This is a genomic window from Psychrobacter sp. 1044, from assembly GCF_904846525.1.
Classification (GTDB): domain Bacteria; phylum Pseudomonadota; class Gammaproteobacteria; order Pseudomonadales; family Moraxellaceae; genus Psychrobacter.
On sequence record NZ_CAJHAZ010000006.1, the window covers coordinates 30618 to 51203 of the forward strand.

General features: G+C 42.3%; 15 protein-coding genes. 6 read left to right on the top strand and 9 right to left on the bottom strand.

Annotation, left to right across the window (positions count from 1 at the left end; all coding sequences use genetic code 11):
- Positions 1 to 272 precede the first annotated feature (272 nt).
- From JMX82_RS05365 to JMX82_RS05400, 8 genes are all read right to left on the bottom strand, one after another.
- The gene (locus tag JMX82_RS05365) at positions 273 to 722 is read right to left on the bottom strand and encodes a chemotaxis protein CheX (RefSeq protein WP_045443639.1); all 450 of its coding nucleotides are present in this window, start codon (positions 720 to 722) and stop codon (positions 273 to 275) included.
- 41 nt (positions 723 to 763) lie between these two features.
- Positions 764 to 1213: a chemotaxis protein CheX gene (locus JMX82_RS05370; RefSeq protein ID WP_045443636.1), complete on the bottom strand. Its 450-nt coding sequence runs from the start codon at positions 1211 to 1213 to the stop codon at positions 764 to 766.
- 29 nt (positions 1214 to 1242) lie between these two features.
- Positions 1243 to 1605 (bottom strand): response regulator, encoded by a 363-nt coding sequence (locus tag JMX82_RS05375; RefSeq protein ID WP_045443633.1) that lies wholly within the window; start codon positions 1603 to 1605, stop codon positions 1243 to 1245.
- 62 nt (positions 1606 to 1667) lie between these two features.
- Positions 1668 to 3881, bottom strand: coding sequence for an ATP-binding protein (locus tag JMX82_RS05380; protein WP_201539773.1), 2214 nt, complete (start codon positions 3879 to 3881; stop codon positions 1668 to 1670).
- 68 nt (positions 3882 to 3949) lie between these two features.
- Positions 3950 to 4837, bottom strand: coding sequence for a substrate-binding periplasmic protein (locus JMX82_RS05385; RefSeq protein WP_201539774.1), 888 nt, complete (start codon positions 4835 to 4837; stop codon positions 3950 to 3952).
- A 363-nt stretch (positions 4838 to 5200) separates the two neighbouring features.
- Positions 5201 to 6460 carry a multidrug effflux MFS transporter gene (locus JMX82_RS05390; protein WP_201539775.1) on the bottom strand — a complete coding sequence of 420 codons (1260 nt, stop codon included), beginning with the start codon at positions 6458 to 6460 and terminating at the stop codon, positions 5201 to 5203.
- Between the two features lie 317 nt (positions 6461 to 6777).
- Entirely contained in the window at positions 6778 to 7590 is an 813-nt protein-coding gene (locus tag JMX82_RS05395) for a crotonase/enoyl-CoA hydratase family protein (protein WP_045453705.1), read from the bottom strand.
- 161 nt (positions 7591 to 7751) lie between these two features.
- A complete protein-coding gene (locus JMX82_RS05400) occupies positions 7752 to 11285 on the bottom strand; it encodes an ATP-binding protein (protein ID WP_201539776.1) in 3534 nt (1177 codons plus the stop codon).
- Positions 11286 to 11782: 497 nt separating this feature from the next.
- On the opposite strand from JMX82_RS05400, the gene cysM reads away from it, so the two are divergent.
- From cysM to JMX82_RS05430, 6 genes are all read left to right on the top strand, one after another.
- Positions 11783 to 12766 (top strand): cysteine synthase CysM, encoded by a 984-nt coding sequence (gene cysM, locus JMX82_RS05405; RefSeq protein WP_201539777.1) that lies wholly within the window; start codon positions 11783 to 11785, stop codon positions 12764 to 12766.
- Between the two features lie 47 nt (positions 12767 to 12813).
- On the top strand, positions 12814 to 13638 hold the full coding sequence (locus tag JMX82_RS05410; RefSeq protein ID WP_201539778.1) for a 3'-5' exonuclease: 825 nt from the start codon (positions 12814 to 12816) through the stop codon (positions 13636 to 13638).
- An 88-nt stretch (positions 13639 to 13726) separates the two neighbouring features.
- The gene (gene rlmD, locus JMX82_RS05415) at positions 13727 to 15268 is read left to right on the top strand and encodes a 23S rRNA (uracil(1939)-C(5))-methyltransferase RlmD (RefSeq protein WP_201539779.1); all 1542 of its coding nucleotides are present in this window, start codon (positions 13727 to 13729) and stop codon (positions 15266 to 15268) included.
- Positions 15269 to 15651: 383 nt separating this feature from the next.
- The gene (locus tag JMX82_RS05420) at positions 15652 to 18204 is read left to right on the top strand and encodes a RelA/SpoT family protein (RefSeq protein WP_201539780.1); all 2553 of its coding nucleotides are present in this window, start codon (positions 15652 to 15654) and stop codon (positions 18202 to 18204) included.
- 53 nt (positions 18205 to 18257) lie between these two features.
- Positions 18258 to 19196, top strand: coding sequence for a bifunctional DNA-formamidopyrimidine glycosylase/DNA-(apurinic or apyrimidinic site) lyase (mutM, locus tag JMX82_RS05425; protein WP_201539781.1), 939 nt, complete (start codon positions 18258 to 18260; stop codon positions 19194 to 19196).
- A 328-nt stretch (positions 19197 to 19524) separates the two neighbouring features.
- Positions 19525 to 19965: a hypothetical protein gene (locus JMX82_RS05430; RefSeq protein WP_060490428.1), complete on the top strand. Its 441-nt coding sequence runs from the start codon at positions 19525 to 19527 to the stop codon at positions 19963 to 19965.
- A 123-nt stretch (positions 19966 to 20088) separates the two neighbouring features.
- On the opposite strand, the gene mscL is transcribed toward JMX82_RS05430, so the two are convergent.
- Complete coding sequence (gene mscL, locus JMX82_RS05435) at positions 20089 to 20532, bottom strand: large conductance mechanosensitive channel protein MscL (RefSeq protein WP_201539782.1); 444 nt, start codon at positions 20530 to 20532, stop codon at positions 20089 to 20091.
- Between the last annotated feature and the right edge of the window lie 54 nt (positions 20533 to 20586).

Genomic DNA, 20586 nt, shown 5'->3' on the forward strand with positions numbered 1-20586 from the left:
GCTTATTGTGGCAGCACTAACTTTTTGCAAATTAATCAAGTCGCCAAACACCCAGCAATTTTTTGCCATGATGTGTGTGTCATTGGTTGGTTTAAAAAATTGAGCTATCATTTGAACGTAAAAATACGATGTGATAAAAATAGCTGGGCTGTATTTTATCATATAATGCTTAGCGACTGCTAGCGCTATTATGCTGTTTAAGTGGATGATAACGCATAAAAAAACGACGCATTAACGTCGTTCTTTATACTGAATAAATGAGCAGCTGTAGATTAAGCGATACAGATACCAATGACCGCTTTATACCCACGCCACGTAAATGGTGTGACGTAACTTTGGCGATCTTTTGGCAAATAAGACACGCTTGGTGCGCTCTCAACAATATGCGGCGGCGAGATAATAAACTCTGAGCCAAACTCAGTACGAGCATTGCCAGAGATAGTGTTCGCCATCTCACCGAGCAGATCCTTCATCATCGTGATCGATGAGTCAGGCTCGCCCATCACTTTTATGACTTCTCGTAACATCACGCTTGGTGCACTCACATACACACAGCCTTCAAGAGGCCCTGATATCTCGATAACGCCGCTATAATCATAACCAACGGCACTCTTGTTATGATTTAAATAAGGGGTATCAATGGATACTTCCGAGCCATCAATTTGTGCAAAAAATGCATTGATTGAGCTCAGAAACACACCCAATTTTTCTACTTTAACCATAATATATTAATATCCATCTTTATGACGCGGTGGCAGCAACGTTAATCCTGCAAACAGACCACAATCTCGCCTATCTGCGAGTTCCAAGTGATGGGAATGATAAAAGAACGCTCATCATTCGGCAACACAATACTTTGTGGAGAGCCTTTAAATACAAACGGCACAGAAATATGGAACTCTGAGCCAAACTCTTTACGCGCGTTACCAGCGATTGTATTGGCCACTTCACCAGCCAAATCGATGTAGTTTTCATCGCTTTTATCCGTTTCACCCATGCTATCCAGTATAGCGGACAATAACTGACGGGTTGCCGAAAAATACACCACGCCCTTTTGTCCACCCGATATACCGATCACACCCGTATAATCATGGACTTTTGGCTGTTTGTTCTCTAACAGATATGGGGTGTCAGCGACAAGCTCCTCGCCCCCAAACTGATTAAAATAGTTACTAATAATACTTAAAAAAATCTGTAGCTTTTGTTCTTTCATAATGACATCTACTTAAGTCGTTGAATGGTTTAGTCTTGCATTAGCTCATACAAAGACTCTACAAGCTCTTCTTCTGAAAAAGGCTTGCACAAAAATCCGCTGGCACCCAACGACAATGCTTCAATGCCAGTGGCTTTATCAGACAGTGCTGACACCACTAAAATGCGTACTTCAGGGTCAATCGCAATGATTTTCTCAATGCATTCAAGTCCGTCCATTTGTGGCATGGTCAAGTCCATAGTGATTACATCAGGACGATGGACATTGAACTTTTCAATGGCTTGGACGCCACTGGTTGCCGTCGCAACCAACATAAACTGCCCTGAATCGTACGCGCGTTGAATACGATTTCTAATAATATTTGAATCATCAACAATCATTAACTTATGCATAACTGATCTATTACCTTTAATGAAGTGCTTGTCATCCTTGACAATATACCTGCTGTTTCTAATTAAGCTTTTGGTAAAGTAATAACAAACCGTGTCATCTGACCAAATTCGCTGTTTACGTTAAGCTTGCCATCATAATCTTTTACTTTTGCTTTAATGATATCGAGACCGACACCGCGTCCGCCATCTTCATCTGCATGTTCTTTAGTAGAGAAACCCGAAGAAAACAGTTGTTTGAGCAGCTCGCTTTGACTGAGCTGACTGGCTTCTTCTGTACTAAAACGACCGTCACTGCTTAACTTGGCACGAATGCTATCATAATCAATACCTTGACCATCGTCTTGCACCATCAGCATGAAATCTGAGCCGTTGTCTTTTAGTTCTAAATCAATCGTCCCAACCGCAGTCTTACCAATCGAATGACGAACACTTGGCGCTTCAATGCCATGCACCACGGCATTACGTAGTAGTTGAATGCTAATCTCTTTAATCGGCTTTACTAGATGTGCTGGTATGTCCGCTTGCATCAGCGTATTACTCTTTAGCTCTACTTGCTTGCCTTGTCTTGCGGCAATATCTTTTGCAAATGCTTTATAAAAAGACAAATGATCATCAGGTGCTTCATTACCTAGGTCGATATCCTGACCGATATCAGTATCTATGATACTGGTTGAAGGATTTGATGTCTGACTGTCAGTCGCCACCGTTTTTGACATACTGTTTTGAGCACTATTGTCATCTAACCCATTTGCAGTTGGTGCAGTCGCTGGTGCTGAACGGTTAATGCGCTCACCCAAGGTCGCGATGGTATTTGATAGGCTTAATAAGTCATCCAAATGTACGGCCAATGGCAAGAAATCGTTACCAGATAATTGACCTTGGTTTTGCAATGCGTGCAGTTTGTCTTCCGCATCTGAGGCAATCTTGGTAAAACTATGCAGTTTTAGCGCAGAAGCTTCACCTTTTAAGCTATGCATTTCGCGGTAAATGGCTTTTAGTTTGCCCTCAAGCTCGTATTGTGAGCTACCAGGATTTTTCAAGATATTGTTCATTTTCTCAATGTGCATCTGCGTATTATCAATAAACTCATTAATAATTTTAGGATTTACATTCAAGATAGTGGTGAGCATCTCAATCTGCATGTCGTTTTGCGAACGCTCTTTTTCTAGACGCTGCTCTAAATATACGGCATCTGATACATCGTTGACGTTGACCAAAATACGGGCAATGTCTTTGTTGTCATAAACACGTGAGAACTTGAAGTCTAAGAAGCGATTATTCTGTGCTTTATCACCAGCGTTGTTGTGTAGCATGACTTTGTGCAGCGGATTCAGAGAATCTACCAATTTTTCTTTAACGCGTGGATTGTAAAGCTGCTCAATAAATTGCTGTGTGGTTTTCAGATCTTTATCAGAAATACGCCCACGTAAAACGTTAGTAAAGTTCTCTCCTGACAATCTGTCCTCACCGATAATATCATTCAGTGCGCGAGAATGCTGCTGACCAATATTCAAGTCTTTATCAAGCAAGAATAGACCCGTATTTACCGTTTCCATAATCTCTTGCGTCTCGCGACGAGCAGCGAACGCTTCAGCATCGGTTTCACGTAAACGACGTACAAAGAAGAATACAAAAATTAGAAAGTAGGTAAAGATGGCGGCAACACCAAGTACCTGAATAAGACGAATGGTCGTCGCTTGGCGTTCGGTTTCGCTATAAACTTCACTAGTTAGTCTATCTAAAGCATCATTCATACGTAGGCTAGATGTTTTAGCTTGTTCATAAGCCAATGCCAGTTCATCCGAAGAATCTACTCGAATATCACTAGCGCCCTCAAGATAAGTTGCGATAAGTGGCTTTAGTTTATCCCAGTCTTGCTGCGCTTCTTCTAAAGCAGCAACTTCAGTCGCTGTCGTGATATTTGGGATCTGATAAGCATTACCAGCATCATCAATATATTCTGAACCTTCTCGCATACTAGTGAGCAATTGATTAATCTCTTGAGTATTACTCTCTAGTCTTTCTCTCACTCGCTTTTGATGAGGAGAATTGATATGCTCGCCTACACTACTTTGTAAGTCGAACAAATCCTTAATAATAGCCTGAGCATTATTAGCAGTTTTATTAGATATATTTACTAACGTAGTATTTCGCTCGAGAACACTTGAAGTATAAAACGTAAAGGCAAGCAGTATCCCAATCAATGCCAAGAAGGCAGCAATCGACAGAATCAAACCACGATAACGGGAGTTAGCGTTTTGAGTCGAAACAGTCATAGCATATTCCTTTTAATGTATAGATAAATTAATATTTACTGTTTATTTAAAGATAATGTGTTCTATAACTACTGCCCTTGAGTGTTTTTCAATATCTGTTGCTGCTGCAATGACGCTTTAGTTAAATCTGTTCCGAACCATTTAGTAGTTAGTTTTGCATAAGTACCATTTTCTTTTAATTCATTCAGTCCTGCGTTTACTTTTTTCAACAAATCAGGTTGGCTTTTATCAATAAGAAAAACTTTGCGAGCACCATCTGCTCTAATATTTTCGTAATCGAAATATTGCGGTTTTAGGCTTGGCAAGTCATTTAAGGTATAGCGGAGTACACCCGAATCATCTACAACTGTATCGACCTTGTCTTGTGCCATAGCTTCCACTGCTGCAAATGTTGTCGGATATTGTTCTAAAGAACCTACAGTGTATTTACCTTGTAAAAAATACTCATAAGGCTCTGAGTTACTCAATACACCAACCCTTAAATTACTAAGATCATTTAACGACTTAATATCTAATGAGTCTTCTAAGTATACAAGGCTAGTAGGAAGAGGTGCATAGGCGTCAGAAAGCAAATATTTATTGGCACGCTCGCTGCTATAAGTTAAACCTGCTGCTACCATATCCCGACTTTTATTATCTAAATTACCAAATAATTGTTCCCAAGTATCATTATAGACTTCAACTTTAAACCCTTGGTTTTCACCAATATATTGCATGAGTTCCACATCGAATCCAATTACATTTCCATATTCATCTTTAAATTCATAAGGTGCGTAATTTGCTTCGGTACCGACCTTAATAACTGGTGCCGTATCAGGCAAATTACTGACAAAATTATCTTTATTTTCTGTTACTGGCGTCCCAGTCGAATTGGCATTTTCTTGAGTGGAAGAGTTACCGCAGCCAAACAGTCCTATACTAAATACAATTGGCAATAGTTTATATAATTGCTTCATAATTCATCCTTTAAACTTTACGTTATATATATCAATAAATGACAATTTAGAAAGGTTAGGTAATATCTTCACAATATTTACTTACAAAAAGTTACGTGGATAATACTTGCCTACCTTTGCGATTGCAATAATTATGTTTGGTTATTAACCACAATTTGTTATATATGGCAAATAAAGGATATTAAGGGCGTACATAAGTCTACCCATATGACTAAAAACTTGTAATATGGTCTTGTTTTATGCACAGTTTTAGGCAGAAAATAAAATAAAAAGCACAAAAAAGCATCCCTACATAATCAATGTAAGAATGCCTTTTAAGAACGCCTTTTAAGATGCTAGTGCAAGACTTATAAAGTCTATGGCTTACTCCGCATCGTCCAGATTTAAATTACGATCTATCTGCCAAATTAAAAAACAGCCAAGACTCATTAAAGCGAACATCGCAATACCAATTTTGAGTACAGGATTAACTGGAAATAAGTTTAACAATAATCCACCAAAGATACCAACTGAAAACATGAGCGAGCCTTGTAGCGCACTTGCCATGCCCGCTCGGCGTTTTTGAAAGGCCAGCGCAATAGCAGAAGCATTTGGCTGAGTAAGACCTAAGCCTGCGATACAGAAGAAAATACAAGCCAGTACCAGTGGAAGCCAAGCATCAGTACCCAAAAATAGACCTATGATAAATAGCACGCCTGCAGAAATAACCTGCATCATCGCACCAAAGCGCAAAATACTCAAAATACGAAAGCGATTGGTAAGCCACTGATTCAGCTGAGTCAAACCCACAAAACCAGCAGCATTCATCCCAAATAGCCAAGCGAAGTGGGTTGCGGATACCCCATAGGTATCCATAATCAGCTCAGAGGCTGAACTGATATAAACAAACATCGCCCCCATCAGCAGGCCGCCACCAATCGCTGGATAATTGAACGTCGGGTCTTTTAATAAGTCCCAGTATTGACTCAGTATTTCTCTTGCAGGACGTACATTACGATTTTCTTCCGTCAACGTTTCAAAGAAGAAAAACTTTGTGAGTAATAAATTCAACGTGCCAAAAGCAGCCAAAAACCAAAAAATAGAGTGCCAGCTAAAAAACTGTAGAAATAGCGCACCAAGCGATGGGGCTAATATCGGCGCTAAACCCATCACCAAAATCATAATAGAAAAGGCTTTTGCGGTTTGCTTAGCAGTCAATCGATCGCGAATCGCGGCACGAGTGACCACCGCGCCGACACAGGCACCAAGCGCTTGCATCGTCCGTCCAACAAACAATACATACTCGTTATTAGTAGTCGCACAAACAATGGAGGCGATGACATATAGCGTCATACCGATATATAAAGGCTTAACACGACCGACACGATCACTAAATGGACCATAAAATAGCTGGCCAAATACCAAGCCTAAAAAATAGGCAGGAACAGAATTGGCCATAAAGGCTGTAGATACGCCAAAGTCATCTGCCATCGATGGTAATGCAGGCAGATACATATCAATAGACAATGGCCCCACTGCCACGATAAGTCCAAGCATCATAATCCATGCAACAGGCAAATCAGCAGAGCGTACGCGCTCAGAAGCAATGGGTCGATTGGGTAGAGAGGATTTTGGAGCAGACATATTCAGACCATTTTATATAGAGTGTATTGAATCGTCATGAAGGTTCAATACACCCTAGTGATTGTTATTGTATTATTCAGGCTTCCATTGTCTTTAATATTTAGTCTTTACTCAATACTGAAAACAAGGGTCATTGCCACCATTAGTGCACATTTGCATACAGCGGCGCAAGTGGACAGTGTTATATCGTACTATCCACTCACATTTCAATAGAGGCATGACGTTAATAAAACAAACAATAACAACTAAAAACAATCACAATAATTTGTCAAAATAGGTCTGAGCGTCAGCGTAGCGGCATAATTAGTAAAAGATATTTAGCGGAACTGGCGCTTGCCAAATGCCGTACTGGCTTGCTTGGCTTTTCTTAACGCAAGCTTGCGATTACGACCGAGCATCATTTTAAGCTGCCATACTTTTTCTTTATATAAAGTAGTGGCTGGCTGCTGGAACATAGCATTGACCACCCGCTTACTTGCCAACACCGCATCAGGAGAGCGCTCTGCAAATTCAGCAGCGAGCTTTTGCGCCTGCTCAAGTGGCGCTTCATTGCAATGGCTGACAAGACCCAATGCTTTGCCCTCACTGGCAGTCACGATACGCGCACTCATGGCAAGCTCTTTTAGCACATCTTCACGTACCACGCCAAACGCCGATTGCGTCAAACCCATGTCTGGTACCAGTCCCCACTTAGCTTCCATAATAGACAGTTTGCAATCTGGATGACTGATACGCACATCGCAAGCCAGCGCTAGCTGAAGCCCTGCACCGATACAATAGCCTTCTAGTACGGCAATGACCGGTACAGGCACGTCGCGCCATACCAGACAAACACGTTGGAATGAGCTCTGCCATGGCTTTACCAGCTCCCAAACGGCGAACGCTTGATTTTTTGGATGATTTAAATCACCTAAGTCGATGCCCGCACAAAACGTGCCTTCAGCACCATTTAAAATCACCGCACGTATCGTTTTATCTTTACCAATGCGTTCTGCGACAGCAATCAACTCTTTCACCACTTTAAAGCTCATGGCATTTTTTTTGTGTGGGCGATTTAAGGTTACCGTGAGTATATTGTCGGTCATACTAACTTGTAAGGTTTCATATTGGTAAGTGGCAATCGCGTTCATAACAATCCTTATTCATGAATAAAATAGAAATGGCATCTAAATATGATGCCGATACGTCTAAAGCTGATGACAACAATATTAACAGCCTTGTTACGACGCTACCTCATCAATAACTGACTGCAACGATTCGATTCACCATTTATGTCATAAAACCATCATTTCTAAATCATTTTCCACGTCATATCATTTTCACTCAAACGATGATAATTGAGCTGAGGATAAGCTGACAAATCCAGCGCCTGCAAGTTATTTAACGCTGTTATTAATGTGGCATAATATGGCTCAAGCATGGCAAACTGCGCAGGGGTGGTGTGTTGGACATTCAGCAAGCACTTATCTTCTAGGTCTTGACTGGCCTGACGTAATTGCGGCACACCAGTATAACGACTGCCGCCTAAGATGCGATGGGCAATTTGCGCTAGCATACTGCGATCACGGGCGTCCCACGCTTGCGTCAGTGCCTGCTTTTCATCATTGATAGTATCAAGCATCATAATGATAAGCTTGGCTGCCAAGTCGGGCTTATTCGCTGAGCGGGTCAACGCGTCTTGCCAATCTAAAATAGCAAAGCCATCACCTTCGTTAGCCCCCAAAGAGTGATGGCTTAAATGGTGGTGACTGCTGTCCCAACCCTTTGTTTCTTGCGCATATGTGTGTGAATCTGTAGGCGTTGCCACTCCATCGTGAGCACTATTTATCGGTGTTTCCGATGGCTTTAATAGTGGCGACTGTCCTTGTTTATGTAAGCGCAAGTTCTCATAGCGTGGCTGGGTGTCACGCGGTGTTTCGCGTCTATAATCCTCGCGTGGTTGGCTGTCTCGCAAGTAGTTATCACGAATTTTCTTCAATGATAAAGGACGCGTTATTTTTGGCTGATTGATTGTATTAGAACCGCTATGACGGTTATTTTCATCCCCTTTCACCATAAGATAGGCAATAGTTGTAGAGTCTGATGGCCACGTTGAATACGTTTCAGCCTCCCCATTTTGTGAGTTGGTAGAGTGTGAATTCTCTTTTGATAAATCGAAGGTCTGCACATCAGTACTGTCCATATTGGTATCAGGCAACGCTGTTAACTGCGGCATTGTCGTTGTACGTCCAAGCCATTTTTGCAGCACTTGTAACAACTGAGGCTGGCTAATGGGTTTACCTACATAGTCATTAATGCCACTGGCGATCAGTTTGTCTCGCTCATCAGCCAAACCATGGGCAGTCAATGCAATAATCGGGATACGGCTATCATCATTTTCAATATTACGAATTTGTCTTGCGGCTTCATGCCCTGACATACGCGGCATTTGGATGTCCATGAATATTAGATCAATATGGCCTTTATCCTGAGTAGCGACTTTATCGTCGGTATTCATCTCTTCATAAAGCGTACTATTTGATTTTTTGTTTACCTCATCGCGCGTTTCAGCTTTAGAGATTTGCGTTTTATTCGACAGACTTTGCTTATCATTCTTTGTGGTTTTAATATTTTTGGTTTGTTGTTTACTGATAATTTCTATGGCGTCAAAACCACTACTCGCTGTGATGACCTGAATACCAAGCTCACTGAGCAATGCATCGAGCACCAACAAATTGGGCAGATGATCGTCGACTGCCAGAACCGTCACCCCTGTCCAGCGCGGTTCTTGCACGCTTTTTTTGGTACTGCGGTTTTGGGTGTCGAGCATGGCATAAAGCTGTCTTTTGTCTAAAGGCTCATACAAAATATTGGCATGATAACGATTTAATAATGCTTGATCGGCAGCAACTTGATAGCCAAATACCGCAAGCTTACCTTGATAATGCAGACGAATTTGTTTGAGTAATGCCATCATATCGTCTTGGGTATCATCATCGACGATGACCCAATCCCAATAATTACCATGCTCTTTTAATGACTCAAGTACGCCCGGTAAGGAGTTGGCTTGGGTCAATTTAATCGGCAAATATTGCAAGCTGGCTTTGAGCACTTGGATAGAGGCGGTATGATTGATCCATACCAATACATTAAACTCATCGGTCTCACTCGCCAATGGAGCCAAGACCGGTAGCTCAATCGTCTGTCCTGTAGCCGCTTCCAATACATCGACATGTGCTGGCATCCGAAACCAAAACGTTGCGCCCTGATTGGCAATATTCTCTTGAGCATTATCATGAAAGCCAATATCACCGCCCATCAGCCGCGTTAATTGCTTGGAGATAACGAGCCCCAACCCTGTGCCGCCATACTGACGAGTGATTGAAGGGTCGCCTTGGCTAAAGCTTTGGAACAGCATCTTTTGATCGGCTAAAGAGATGCCCTTACCGCTGTCTTGCACACTGATCATGAGATAATTATCACGATGATCATCCAAGCTGACACGCACTACCACATCACCACTGTCGGTAAATTTAATCGCATTGCCGACGATATTGGTCAATACTTGCTTGAGGCGCAGGGCGTCGCCATTAATACGCATCGGTACATCATTATAAAACAGCACCGCCATGCGCAGACCTTTTTCTGCGGATACAGGCGAAAGCATATCGACCACGTCATAAATGGTGTCATAAAGGTCAAACTCATGACGATCAAGTACAAGCTTGCCCGCTTCAATCTTAGAGAAATCCAAAACATCGTTAACCAAGGCAAGCAAGTGTGCTGATGACTTACGTATGGTTTGCACGTACAAATCTTGTTCAGGGTTCAATTCGCCATGCCTTGCCAGCAAATTGATAAAGCCATCGATACTGTTTAATGGCGTGCGCAGCTCGTGGCTAATATTGGCCAAAAATGCCGATTTGGCTTGGCTGGTTGAAATTGCCGCATCACGTGCATTACGAATAGAGATGTTTTGCATTTCCATCTCATCAAAAGCAAGGCGCAAATCATCCTCGGTTTGCTCGGCATGGTCTTTTAATTCCTGAAAGCTCCTATGCAAGCGGCGTAGCGTTTTGACCAAATCTTGCTGTAATAAGTTCAGCTCACCATCTGACTCAACGGGAATAGGCTGATACAGATTGTCAACATGGGTACGCTGCAACTGCAAACGTAGCTCATAAATTGGTGCTATCCAGCGCTTTGAATAAATATTTAAACTCAGCAATAAAATCAAAATAGTGAACAAGCCAGTAATCACTAATGCCATGGCGATACGGTAGCGGGCGATATAGAGTGGTTCATTGTCCATATCGACGAGCAGCCACAGTTTTTGTCCTTCAAACTCCCCTAACACACTGCCATAAGCGGTTCCAATAGGTGTTGGTTGCTGCGATAAAAACTTCTCTGTTGTGTCTATTACAGGCCATGCTTCGTTCAGTCCATAGCCGACTGCGGCGAGCACTTGATTGCTTTCATTGATGATCGCAATACGCTGTACATGTTGCTCGGACTGCATACGACCCAGTTTATCTTGGATTTCCTCAAGCTTCGTGATGGTCGTTTGAGTGGCATCATTTGCTCTGACTTCGCCATCAGAATTGGGTTCGCCGCCTGCTTGCTGGCGCTCTTGCGCTAACAGCTCAGGGATTAGCTCTGCAATCGCTGGGGTATAACGAATCAGCACCGCCTCCGCCAATACTTCTTGTTCGGAATTGCTGGCACGCATGGTCTCATAAAAGACCAAAATACCGCCCACCGCTGCCAAGATACAAATGGGTAGAAACACCAATATAATCAACTGGCCATACGCACTGCTAGTATCAAAACGTTTTTTGTATGCCATGCTAGCTTTACTCTCTACAGAAAATTGCACTATGAATCAATAGCGGCGGTAAGCGGTGTTAGCCAATCATATTTTTTTAGGGGCTGTGCTCATTTCAAAGCTATCGTCATTTCAAAAATGATAACTTCCTACCCATGATAAATTTAGTGATTCTTGTTCTTGCCGTACCTATATAATATTGCCATAACTATAACGCATTTCATTGATCATGGTGAGTGGCTATGACGCAAAGGTATTTTAACTGTCCAGCCCTTTTTAAACACCACTCATTTACCAAAATCTCTTGATGCCTTCAGCGTAGCTAAAAACAAAATGATATAATGACGCAACTTTTCATTTATTGCTATTTGGTTAAAGCGGTAGAAATATCATTAACGATCAAATTACTCACTTCACTCAATAGCAGCCGTATCAAGATATTTATTCAAAAATCAAAATGATAATTAAAAAATAAACGGTAATTAAAAATCAATTTTAAAAATTAACAAGGATACTTTATGTCCGCAACGGCTATCTCCAACTCTAATTTCATTACTCAAGTCACCAAACTTGCTGATTGCGTCGGTCAGACGCCATTGGTTAAATTGCAGCGCTTACCTGAGCAAGAGCAGCTGACCAATGGTGCTGCGTTACTGGCCAAGCTTGAAGGTAACAATCCAGCGGGTTCTGTTAAAGATCGTCCTGCGTTTAATATGATTTATCAGGCAGAACAGCGCGGTGACATCAAAGCGGGCGACATGCTGATTGAAGCCACGAGTGGCAACACTGGTATTGCTTTAGCCATGGTCGCCGCGATGCGTGGCTATCCGATAACGCTACTGATGCCAACCAATTCAACTCAAGAGCGCAAAGACGCCATGATTGCGTATGGTGCGACGTTAATCGAGGTGGATGAAGGCATGGAAGCTGCACGCGATTTGGCGCTGCAAATGCAAGCAGATGGCAAAGGCATCGTATTAGATCAGTTTAATAACCCTGATAACAGTCAAGCCCATTACCTGACCACAGGGCCTGAACTGTGGGCGCAAACCGAAGGTAAAATCACTCATTTTATTAGCTCAATGGGCACCACTGGTACTATTACCGGTGTATCGCAATACCTCAAAGAACAAAATCCAGATATCAAAATCATCGGACTACAGCCTGATGAAGAAGCTTCGATTGCTGGTATTCGCCGCTGGCCTGCAGCTTACATGCCGGGTATCTTTAACGCAGATTTGATTGATGAAATCATGGATGTGGATCAGCGTATCGCAGAAGTTTATATGCGCAAACTGGCCAAAACCGAAGGTATTTTCGCGGGCGTTTCATCAGGTGCTGCAGCATGGGCTGCCGTACAAGTCGCTAAAGAAAACCCTGATGCTGTCATTGCCTTTATTGTCTGTGATCGCGGCGATCGTTATTTGTCGACGGGTTTATACAATATTAACGACGACAATATTGACGCCAGCAATGTCGATAACAATATAGAAGTTAATTAACGCACAGACAACGCTGCTAAGTTTAGTTGATTCAATCAGGATTTCTTATGTCACAAGCTCTACCATCCGACCCTATATTGGTCTTTGATATCGAAACTGTCGCTGATACCGATGCGGCGCGCCGTATCTATCCGCAATTGGCAGATTCGAATGATGCAGATGCGTTGAGCGCACTCACAGCGCTTCGAATACAAGAAGCTGGGCATGATTTTATGCGCTTGCCACTGCAGCGTATCGTCTGTATCTCAGCGTTATATATCAAAGATGGCAAGTTTTCGTTGTTCTCATTGACCGCTGATAAATTTAGTGAAAAAGATATTCTTGCCAAATTTTTTCGGGCATTTAGTGACCTTGAAAAGCTGCCACAGCTTATTAGTTGGAATGGCTCAGGTTTTGATATTCCTGTACTGATATATCGGGCTATGCAATACGACTTATCAGCGCCATGGTTATTTGAAGAAGGCGAGCGCATCAAAAACATGCGCTTTGATAATTACGTCAATCGCTTCCACACGCGTCACCTTGATTTGATGGACAGATTTAGCCAGTATGGTGCCAGCCGCCGCGAAGCCATGGATATTGTCGCAAGCTTATATGGTCTACCGGGTAAAACAGCTGTCGACGGTAGTATGGTTGGTGAGCTTGTCAATAACGATGACTGGCAAACGCTGTCTATTTATTGCGAGTCTGACGTCATGAATACATGGCTAATCTATTTGCGCTGGTTGCGTTTAACTGGACAATTATCCTCACAAGATTTTGACGCTTGGCAGCAGCAGAGCTATGACTATTTAGTAAAATATACCCAAGCGGATGGTCATGCCCGCCATCAAGACTTCATCTCTGACTGGTCATCTGCGCCCACATCATAACAAATGAAGTTATACCAAGGCGCGTTATAAGATATCGCGTTTATCCTCATTTTTTTAGTTATTTATCATTTATTATTAAGGCAGGTTTATGCAACCCACCGATTCAAAAACGTCTACAACCTCTGATGTTACGCCACCAACGAGCGAGACCCAAACGATTACTATTCCGCCTAATAAGAAAAAATCTAAACCCTCATCAAAGACACGCCGCCGTCTAAAGGATGCAGAACCTCTGCCCTTCACTATTGATGGTTTGTCGCATGATGGTCGCGGCGTTGCCGTTTATGGTAATGGTTTTGGTATAGACGATGGCCATGTCGAAGACAAACATGGCAAAAAAATCTTTGTAAGCTTTGCATTGCCGGGTGAAAGTGCCTTGGTCAAAATAACCAATAGCCGTGCCAGCTTTGAAGAAGGCGAGGCTGTCAGTATTACTGCCAACCCAAATTCTGAACGTGCCGTACCGCCCTGCCCCCATTTTGGAGTGTGTGGTGGCTGTAATTTGCAACACTGGCAGCCAGACGGTCAAATCAACTTTAAGCAATCTGTATTGGCTGAAATGCTGATACACCAAGCCAATGTCACGCCTGATAACTGGCTTGCTCCAGTGGTTGGTGATCGTCTTGGTTATCGTACCAAAGCACGATTGGGTGTGCGTTATGTCACCAAAAAAGAAACCGCGCTTGTCGGCTTTCGTGAGCGCTCAAGTAACTTTTTGGCAGAATTAAATGAGTGTCATATTTTAGATCCAAGAATTGGTTTTGAGATTGAAAACTTAAAAACACTGATTAGTACGCTAGAGAGCCGTAACAAGATTGCTCAGCTTGAGTTGGCCATGGGTGAAGAAATGTCTGAGCTGCCAGATGGCAATCAGCCCGTTGCCCTTATCGTACGCAACTTGGAGCCATTATCAGACGCGGATATAGAAAAGCTAAAAGTGTTTTTTGCCGCACGCAACTGGCAGCTATATTTGCAGTCTAAAGGTGCGGACAGCATCCAGCGTATTGCATTGACTGCAAATGATGACATGAGCGAGCAATTTGGTCGTTTGTATTACCAATTGCCAGAATACGATTTGACTTTCGAGTTTATCCCGACAGATTTTACCCAAGTGAACCTGTCCGTAAATCGTCAAATGACCAAGCTTGCTTGCGATTTGTTAGACTTAAAAGCAGGTGAACGCGTACTTGATTTATTCAGTGGTCTAGGCAACTTTAGCTTGCCACTCGCGCGCCTCGTTGGTGAGACAGGTTCTGTGGTTGGTGTTGAAGGCAGCGAAGCGATGACCGCACGTGCAGCCGATAACGCACGTCGCAATGGCATCAATAATACAGAATTTTATAGCCAAGATTTGACGCAAGACTGTACTGATAAACCTTGGGCGAATCAGGGCTTTGATGCGCTATTGATCGATCCGCCGCGTTCTGGTGCTTGGGAAATTATGCAATACTTGCCGAAATTTAACGCTGAGCGAATCGTTTACGTCTCTTGCAACCCTGCAACCCTCGCCCGTGATACAAAAGCATTACTAGAGCAAGGCTATCGTCTGACTCATGCTGGCGTGATGGACATGTTCTGTCATACCGGTCATGTTGAGTCCATCGCTCGTTTTGAAAAAATAGCGGTGTAATTCAATTTACGGTTAAGTGAGCGGTTCAGAGCATTCAATAGCCATAGTGCATGTCACTGAACTTGATTCAAAATTTGAGTCAATCGGTGGCAAAAAATGATGGTTATTTATCCTGATTAACCGCAGACATTACATAGCCTCGCTTGATTTGTCTCTTTAAAGTGAGATAATAGTAAACAATATTCCTAGGCTGGTTTTTTCCATTCTTGTGAACGTTTGCACTCATAGCTTTATATATTTTACGCGCATTTTATGACTGCTAAAAAACAGATTTTTTAGCAGTTATATTGGTTTATAGCTGATACTTTATGAATCGTAAGTTCAACGTGTGTGCATAGTAGATGAGGTTATAATCAATTCAAAATAGCTAAGAGGAGTCGGCTATGGTAAAAATTCGTGAAGGATTACCGCTGGTGGATGGACAGACCACCCAAGCCGATAGTGCAGCACTTGCCGCTCAACTGGTCGCAAGCCAACGCTCGCACCAGTCTGCCAATAGCTATGCCCAAATCCCCCTCGATATCAAATACCAGCTGTCCACTCATAAGCTACACACCACCTTTGATCGCTCAGCACTACATGCCTTTCATAGTCATGATCCAAAGCTTGAAAACGAATATTCTGATAACCCGCTTTTAGATAAAAATAATGCTCTCTCAGATAAAGAACTGGAAGCGATTGATTTAGATCAAGTCAATATTGATGTTCCAACTTGGTTAGACAACGTCGCCAAACGTATTGGACAAGAGTCTGTACCTCACTTGAGTGCCGCTTGTGAATTTATTCGCAGTCATATGAATACCAGCGAGTCTGAGCGTTCAGGCGCTTATGTCACTGGTATTGGCATGACAGATATATTGACCTATCTCTACCAAGACGAAGACGCTCTTGTGGCTGCAATGCTCTATCGTAGTGCGCGAAAATCAATCATAAGCCTCGCTGATATCGAGAAAAAATTCGGTGTAGACATATCGACCCTCGTCAAAGATACCTTGGCAATGGGTAAGCTGTCCGAGATTATTGAAAGTAATAAGCGTCTAGAAGATCACTTTGTAAACAATCAGCGCGACCAGCTATCTAATATTTATAGCATGCTAATTTCCGTCACCAATGATGTACGCGTCGTGCTTATCAAATTGGCTGAGCGTACTTTCGCCATGCGCGAATTGACCTTTTCTAATGAAGAGCGTCAGAATCGTGTGGCGCGTGAAGTCATGACTATTTATGCCCCACTGGCGCATCGCTTGGGCATTGCGCAACTTAAATGGGAGCTAGAAGACTTAGCCTTTCGCTACCTTGCGCCTGAACGCTATAAAGAGATTGCCAAACTGCTCTCCGAAAAACGCAGCGAACGCGAGTCCTATATTCAGCGCGTACAAGATAAGCTCAATGAGGCATTAGCAGAGGCTAATATCGAAGGTGAAGTCTCTGGACGTGTCAAGCATATCTACTCTATCTACCGAAAAATGAAGCTCAAAGGCTTATCGTTTGATCAGCTTTATGACATTCGCGCGCTGCGGGTATTGGTCACCAACCCATCAGACTGTTACCACGTGCTTGGATTGGTACATGGCTTGTGGCGATATATCCCTGAACAATTCGATGACTATATTACCAACCCCAAGTCTAATGGTTATCGCTCACTACATACGGCAGTCATTGCTGAAAACAAGTCACTGGAAGTGCAAATTCGTACTCATGAAATGCATTTCGAAGCTGAGCTTGGTATGTGTGCTCATGTTAACTACAAAGAAGGTCTAAAGAATAAAAAAGACAATTATCTTAATCAAAGAATCAGCTCGCTGCGTCAGCTGTTATCTATCAATAATGAAACTCGTAACCAACCGCGCTCATCTTTACTAACAGGTGAAGAAATAGAGGGTATGGAGTTTGACGAAGAAGAGCAACTCGTTGATTTTGACGAGCTCGAACGCATCTATATCTTTAGCCGTGATGGTGACATTACTGAACTGCCAAAAGGGGCGACCGTTCTTGATTTTGCTTATTATGTACATACACAAGTTGGTAATCGTGCTCAAGCTGCGCGAGTCAATCAGCGCTATGTACCATTAACCTATCAACTCAAAACAGGTGAACAAGTTGAAATTATCACCAAAGCATCACGTGAGCCCAACCGTGATTGGCTAGTTGCTTCACTGGGTTATATTCATACCAACCGTGCACGTTCAAAATTGCGTCAATGGTTCAATAAGCAAGACCGTGATAAGAACATTGAAATTGGTCGTCAAATGCTCAGTAAAGAGCTTGAACGATTATCGGTACATCCCAATAGCATCGATTTAAACGACTATATTCAGCATTTCCATGTCAATACGACTGATGATATTATCGTTGGGTTGGTCACAGGCGACATTGGTCTCAACCAACTCACCAGCCACATCTCCCGTCAGCTACACCTAGAACCTGAAAGACCGCCAGAAAATTTTGCGCCAAGTATAGATGCTAGAGAGGCAGGCAAAATCGATGCTTATAAAATTCGTATCGATGGGCTGGATAATATAGAAATCAATCTAGCAGGCTGTTGCCACCCTGTGCATGGCGAGCCAATTGCTGGTTACATTACCTTATCACGAGGTGTCAGTGTCCATAATCGTGGTTGCCCTGAATATTCACGCTTGATTGAACGCGATCCTGAGCGCGAAATAGAGGCTTCGTGGCGGGTACAAGCTGGTCGTTATCAACCCGTTGATATTCACGTAGAAGCCTATGATAGACGCGGACTGTTGCGTGATTTGACGCAAATTATTGATAAAGAAAATGTCAATATTCGTCAAGTTGAGACGCTTAGCAATGATGATAACATTGCCTTTTTAAAATTTCATATTGAAGTCTCAGGATTGGCGCACCTATCTAAGCTTTTGGCGAAACTAGAGCAACAGCATGGTATCTTGCATGCTCGCCGCGCCGTCGCTTAGATATAAAATCACAAAGTACGTCCACTGAATCATAAGGTTATTATAAAAATATCATGCCTGAACTGCCTGAAGTAGAAACAACCAAAACCAGCCTTGCACCGCTATTAGGGCAACGCATCATCGATATAAAAGTTTTCCAGCCAAAGCTGCGCTGGGCGATGCCAGATGATTTAGATAGCTTGATTGATTACACACTAGATAGCGTTGAGCGCCGCGCAAAATATTTAATTCTTAACTTTTTACCTTTATTACCCAATGATGATAGCGATGCGGCTCAAACTGATACGTTAATACCGCGTCAACTTTTGGTTCATTTAGGCATGTCGGGCAGCCTGCAACAGCAGAGCTACGGTACTGAAAAGCGCAAGCATGATCATCTCATCATTGTTTTTAAGGGCGCTAATAATACAAAAGTCCAGCTACATTACTATGACCCAAGACGTTTTGGGTCAGTGTTATGGCACAAGGATTATAGTGCTAAGCTATTAGATCATTTAGGTCCTGAGCCATTATCAGATGAATTTACTGCAGACTACCTGTATCAATTGATTCAACGGTCAAACTTGCTTGATCACAGTGCTGATGCTGTAGCAGTTGGCAAAGCCAAATCAAAGAAGCAGCCCATTGCTCGCGCTATAAAATCAGTCATCATGGAACAACAGGTCGTCGTGGGTGTCGGTAATATCTATGCGACTGAAAGCCTATATTTATCAGCTATTCATCCAGCCACCCCCGCTCACCAACTGTCCCATGCTCAGATGATTGTTTTGGTCGATCATATTAAAGTTATTTTACAAAAGGCGATAGCGCTTGGTGGTTCGACACTACGAGACTTCACCGTAGCAGATGGTCAAACCGGTTACTTCCAGCAGACATTAAATGTCTATGGTAGACAAGGGGAAACTTGTCCGCATTGTGATGCTTTACTTGAGAATATCAAAATTAATGGTCGCGCCAGTGTATTCTGTCCCAAATGTCAGCCAATCCTTTAAATATTATCTGAAACTATCACTATCTGTTTCGCCTTAAGTACCAAAATAACTTAGGTATCAAATCGTAGAATATGGCAGCACAATACTCTTGACTGAGTGTCCTATTATTTTGCACTAATATCATTATATCGCGCGCCATTTTTGTTGCTTATTGACACACATATTGCTTTAATAGTATGAGCACTTACATAAATAGTGCATAATGTTTATACATCTGTAATATATTTAGCTTACTTATCGTTGCGCATTGTTTATATAGGGAAATTGTCTCTGTGTGGAAATAGCAGCAGCCATTAATCATACCAATTATGAATTTTAGGACATCGTTATGACTGTTAAAGCCAAAAACCAACGCACAGTTAAGCAAAAAGCCATTACTATAGCCGCAAGCTTAAGTTTAATGGCTGCTACTATGCAGCCTGCTTTGGCAGCCATAGAAATTGATGAGACAGACTTTGGGCCTTCTTATGAGACAATGGTGGTTGATACTGTAGTAGGTAAACCTTTACAACTGGTCAGTGCCGTTGCTGGTACTGCCGCCTACCTAGTTAGTCTACCCTTCTCGCTTATCGGTGGTAATGCGGATCAGGCGCAGCAGAAACTTTTTGTTGAACCTTGGGATGCGATGGGACGTTGTTTAGGTTGTACTGTGGCTGAAGACAACTACTACAAATCACAAGTGACTAATGATAATGTTGTCCGTATTGTCGTTGATCAACCATCTGAGATTTTGATTAATACCAACGATTATGTCGTAGTTACGCCATAGTCTTTATATTAACAGCTGGTTAAGTGATACAACTGCGCTAAAGACAATGCATTTATAAATTGTCCATAAAAAAGGCTAACGTCGTGTTAGCCTTTTTTGTGTTTTTAATCAAATCATCATATTTTATTTTGAAACAGTGTTATTACTTAACTTAGCACTAATTTCACGAAGCAATTGCACCTCTTCTGAAGGTTGTTTTACCAGCTCTTGCACTTCTTCTTTACGACGCATTTTGTTAACCATCCTAACCATCATAAAGATAATAAATGCTAAAATTAAGAAATTAATCAGTACAGTAATGAAACTACCATAGGCTAATACAGGAACGCCAGCTGCTTTGAGGGCATCATAGGTCATGGAAACACCTTCAGGCGCATCACCCAACACTAAGAACATGTTTTTGAAATTGATTTCGCCACCTGCTATGAAGGCCACTATTGGCATAATAATGTCTTCAACTAAGGACGTTGTGATAGTAGCAAATGCTCCACCAATAATGACACCGACCGCTAAGTCCATCACATTACCTTTTAGAGCGAATTCTTTAAACTCAGAAACCATACTCATTATTTTCTCCTCAAAATACCAATCTATAATCGAATAAGTATCTCAACAGTCGAC

Excerpts from the sequence above, each read along its gene's own strand:
- JMX82_RS05430 (WP_060490428.1), top strand. The coding sequence starts at position 19,525 with ATGACTGTTAAAGCCAAAAACCAACGCACAGTTAAGCAAAAAGCCATT.
- JMX82_RS05390 (WP_201539775.1), bottom strand. The coding sequence starts at position 6,460 with ATGTCTGCTCCAAAATCCTCTCTACCCAATCGACCCATTGCTTCTGAG.
- JMX82_RS05375 (WP_045443633.1), bottom strand. The coding sequence starts at position 1,605 with ATGCATAAGTTAATGATTGTTGATGATTCAAATATTATTAGAAATCGT.
- JMX82_RS05370 (WP_045443636.1), bottom strand. The coding sequence starts at position 1,213 with ATGAAAGAACAAAAGCTACAGATTTTTTTAAGTATTATTAGTAACTAT.
- JMX82_RS05395 (WP_045453705.1), bottom strand. The coding sequence starts at position 7,590 with ATGAACGCGATTGCCACTTACCAATATGAAACCTTACAAGTTAGTATG.
- JMX82_RS05420 (WP_201539780.1), top strand. The coding sequence starts at position 15,652 with ATGGTAAAAATTCGTGAAGGATTACCGCTGGTGGATGGACAGACCACC.
- JMX82_RS05385 (WP_201539774.1), bottom strand. The coding sequence starts at position 4,837 with ATGAAGCAATTATATAAACTATTGCCAATTGTATTTAGTATAGGACTG.
- rlmD (WP_201539779.1), top strand. The coding sequence starts at position 13,727 with ATGCAACCCACCGATTCAAAAACGTCTACAACCTCTGATGTTACGCCA.
- mscL (WP_201539782.1), bottom strand. The coding sequence starts at position 20,532 with ATGAGTATGGTTTCTGAGTTTAAAGAATTCGCTCTAAAAGGTAATGTG.
- JMX82_RS05380 (WP_201539773.1), bottom strand. The coding sequence starts at position 3,881 with ATGACTGTTTCGACTCAAAACGCTAACTCCCGTTATCGTGGTTTGATT.
- JMX82_RS05400 (WP_201539776.1), bottom strand. The coding sequence starts at position 11,285 with ATGGCATACAAAAAACGTTTTGATACTAGCAGTGCGTATGGCCAGTTG.
- cysM (WP_201539777.1), top strand. The coding sequence starts at position 11,783 with ATGTCCGCAACGGCTATCTCCAACTCTAATTTCATTACTCAAGTCACC.
- JMX82_RS05410 (WP_201539778.1), top strand. The coding sequence starts at position 12,814 with ATGTCACAAGCTCTACCATCCGACCCTATATTGGTCTTTGATATCGAA.
- JMX82_RS05365 (WP_045443639.1), bottom strand. The coding sequence starts at position 722 with ATGGTTAAAGTAGAAAAATTGGGTGTGTTTCTGAGCTCAATCAATGCA.
- mutM (WP_201539781.1), top strand. The coding sequence starts at position 18,258 with ATGCCTGAACTGCCTGAAGTAGAAACAACCAAAACCAGCCTTGCACCG.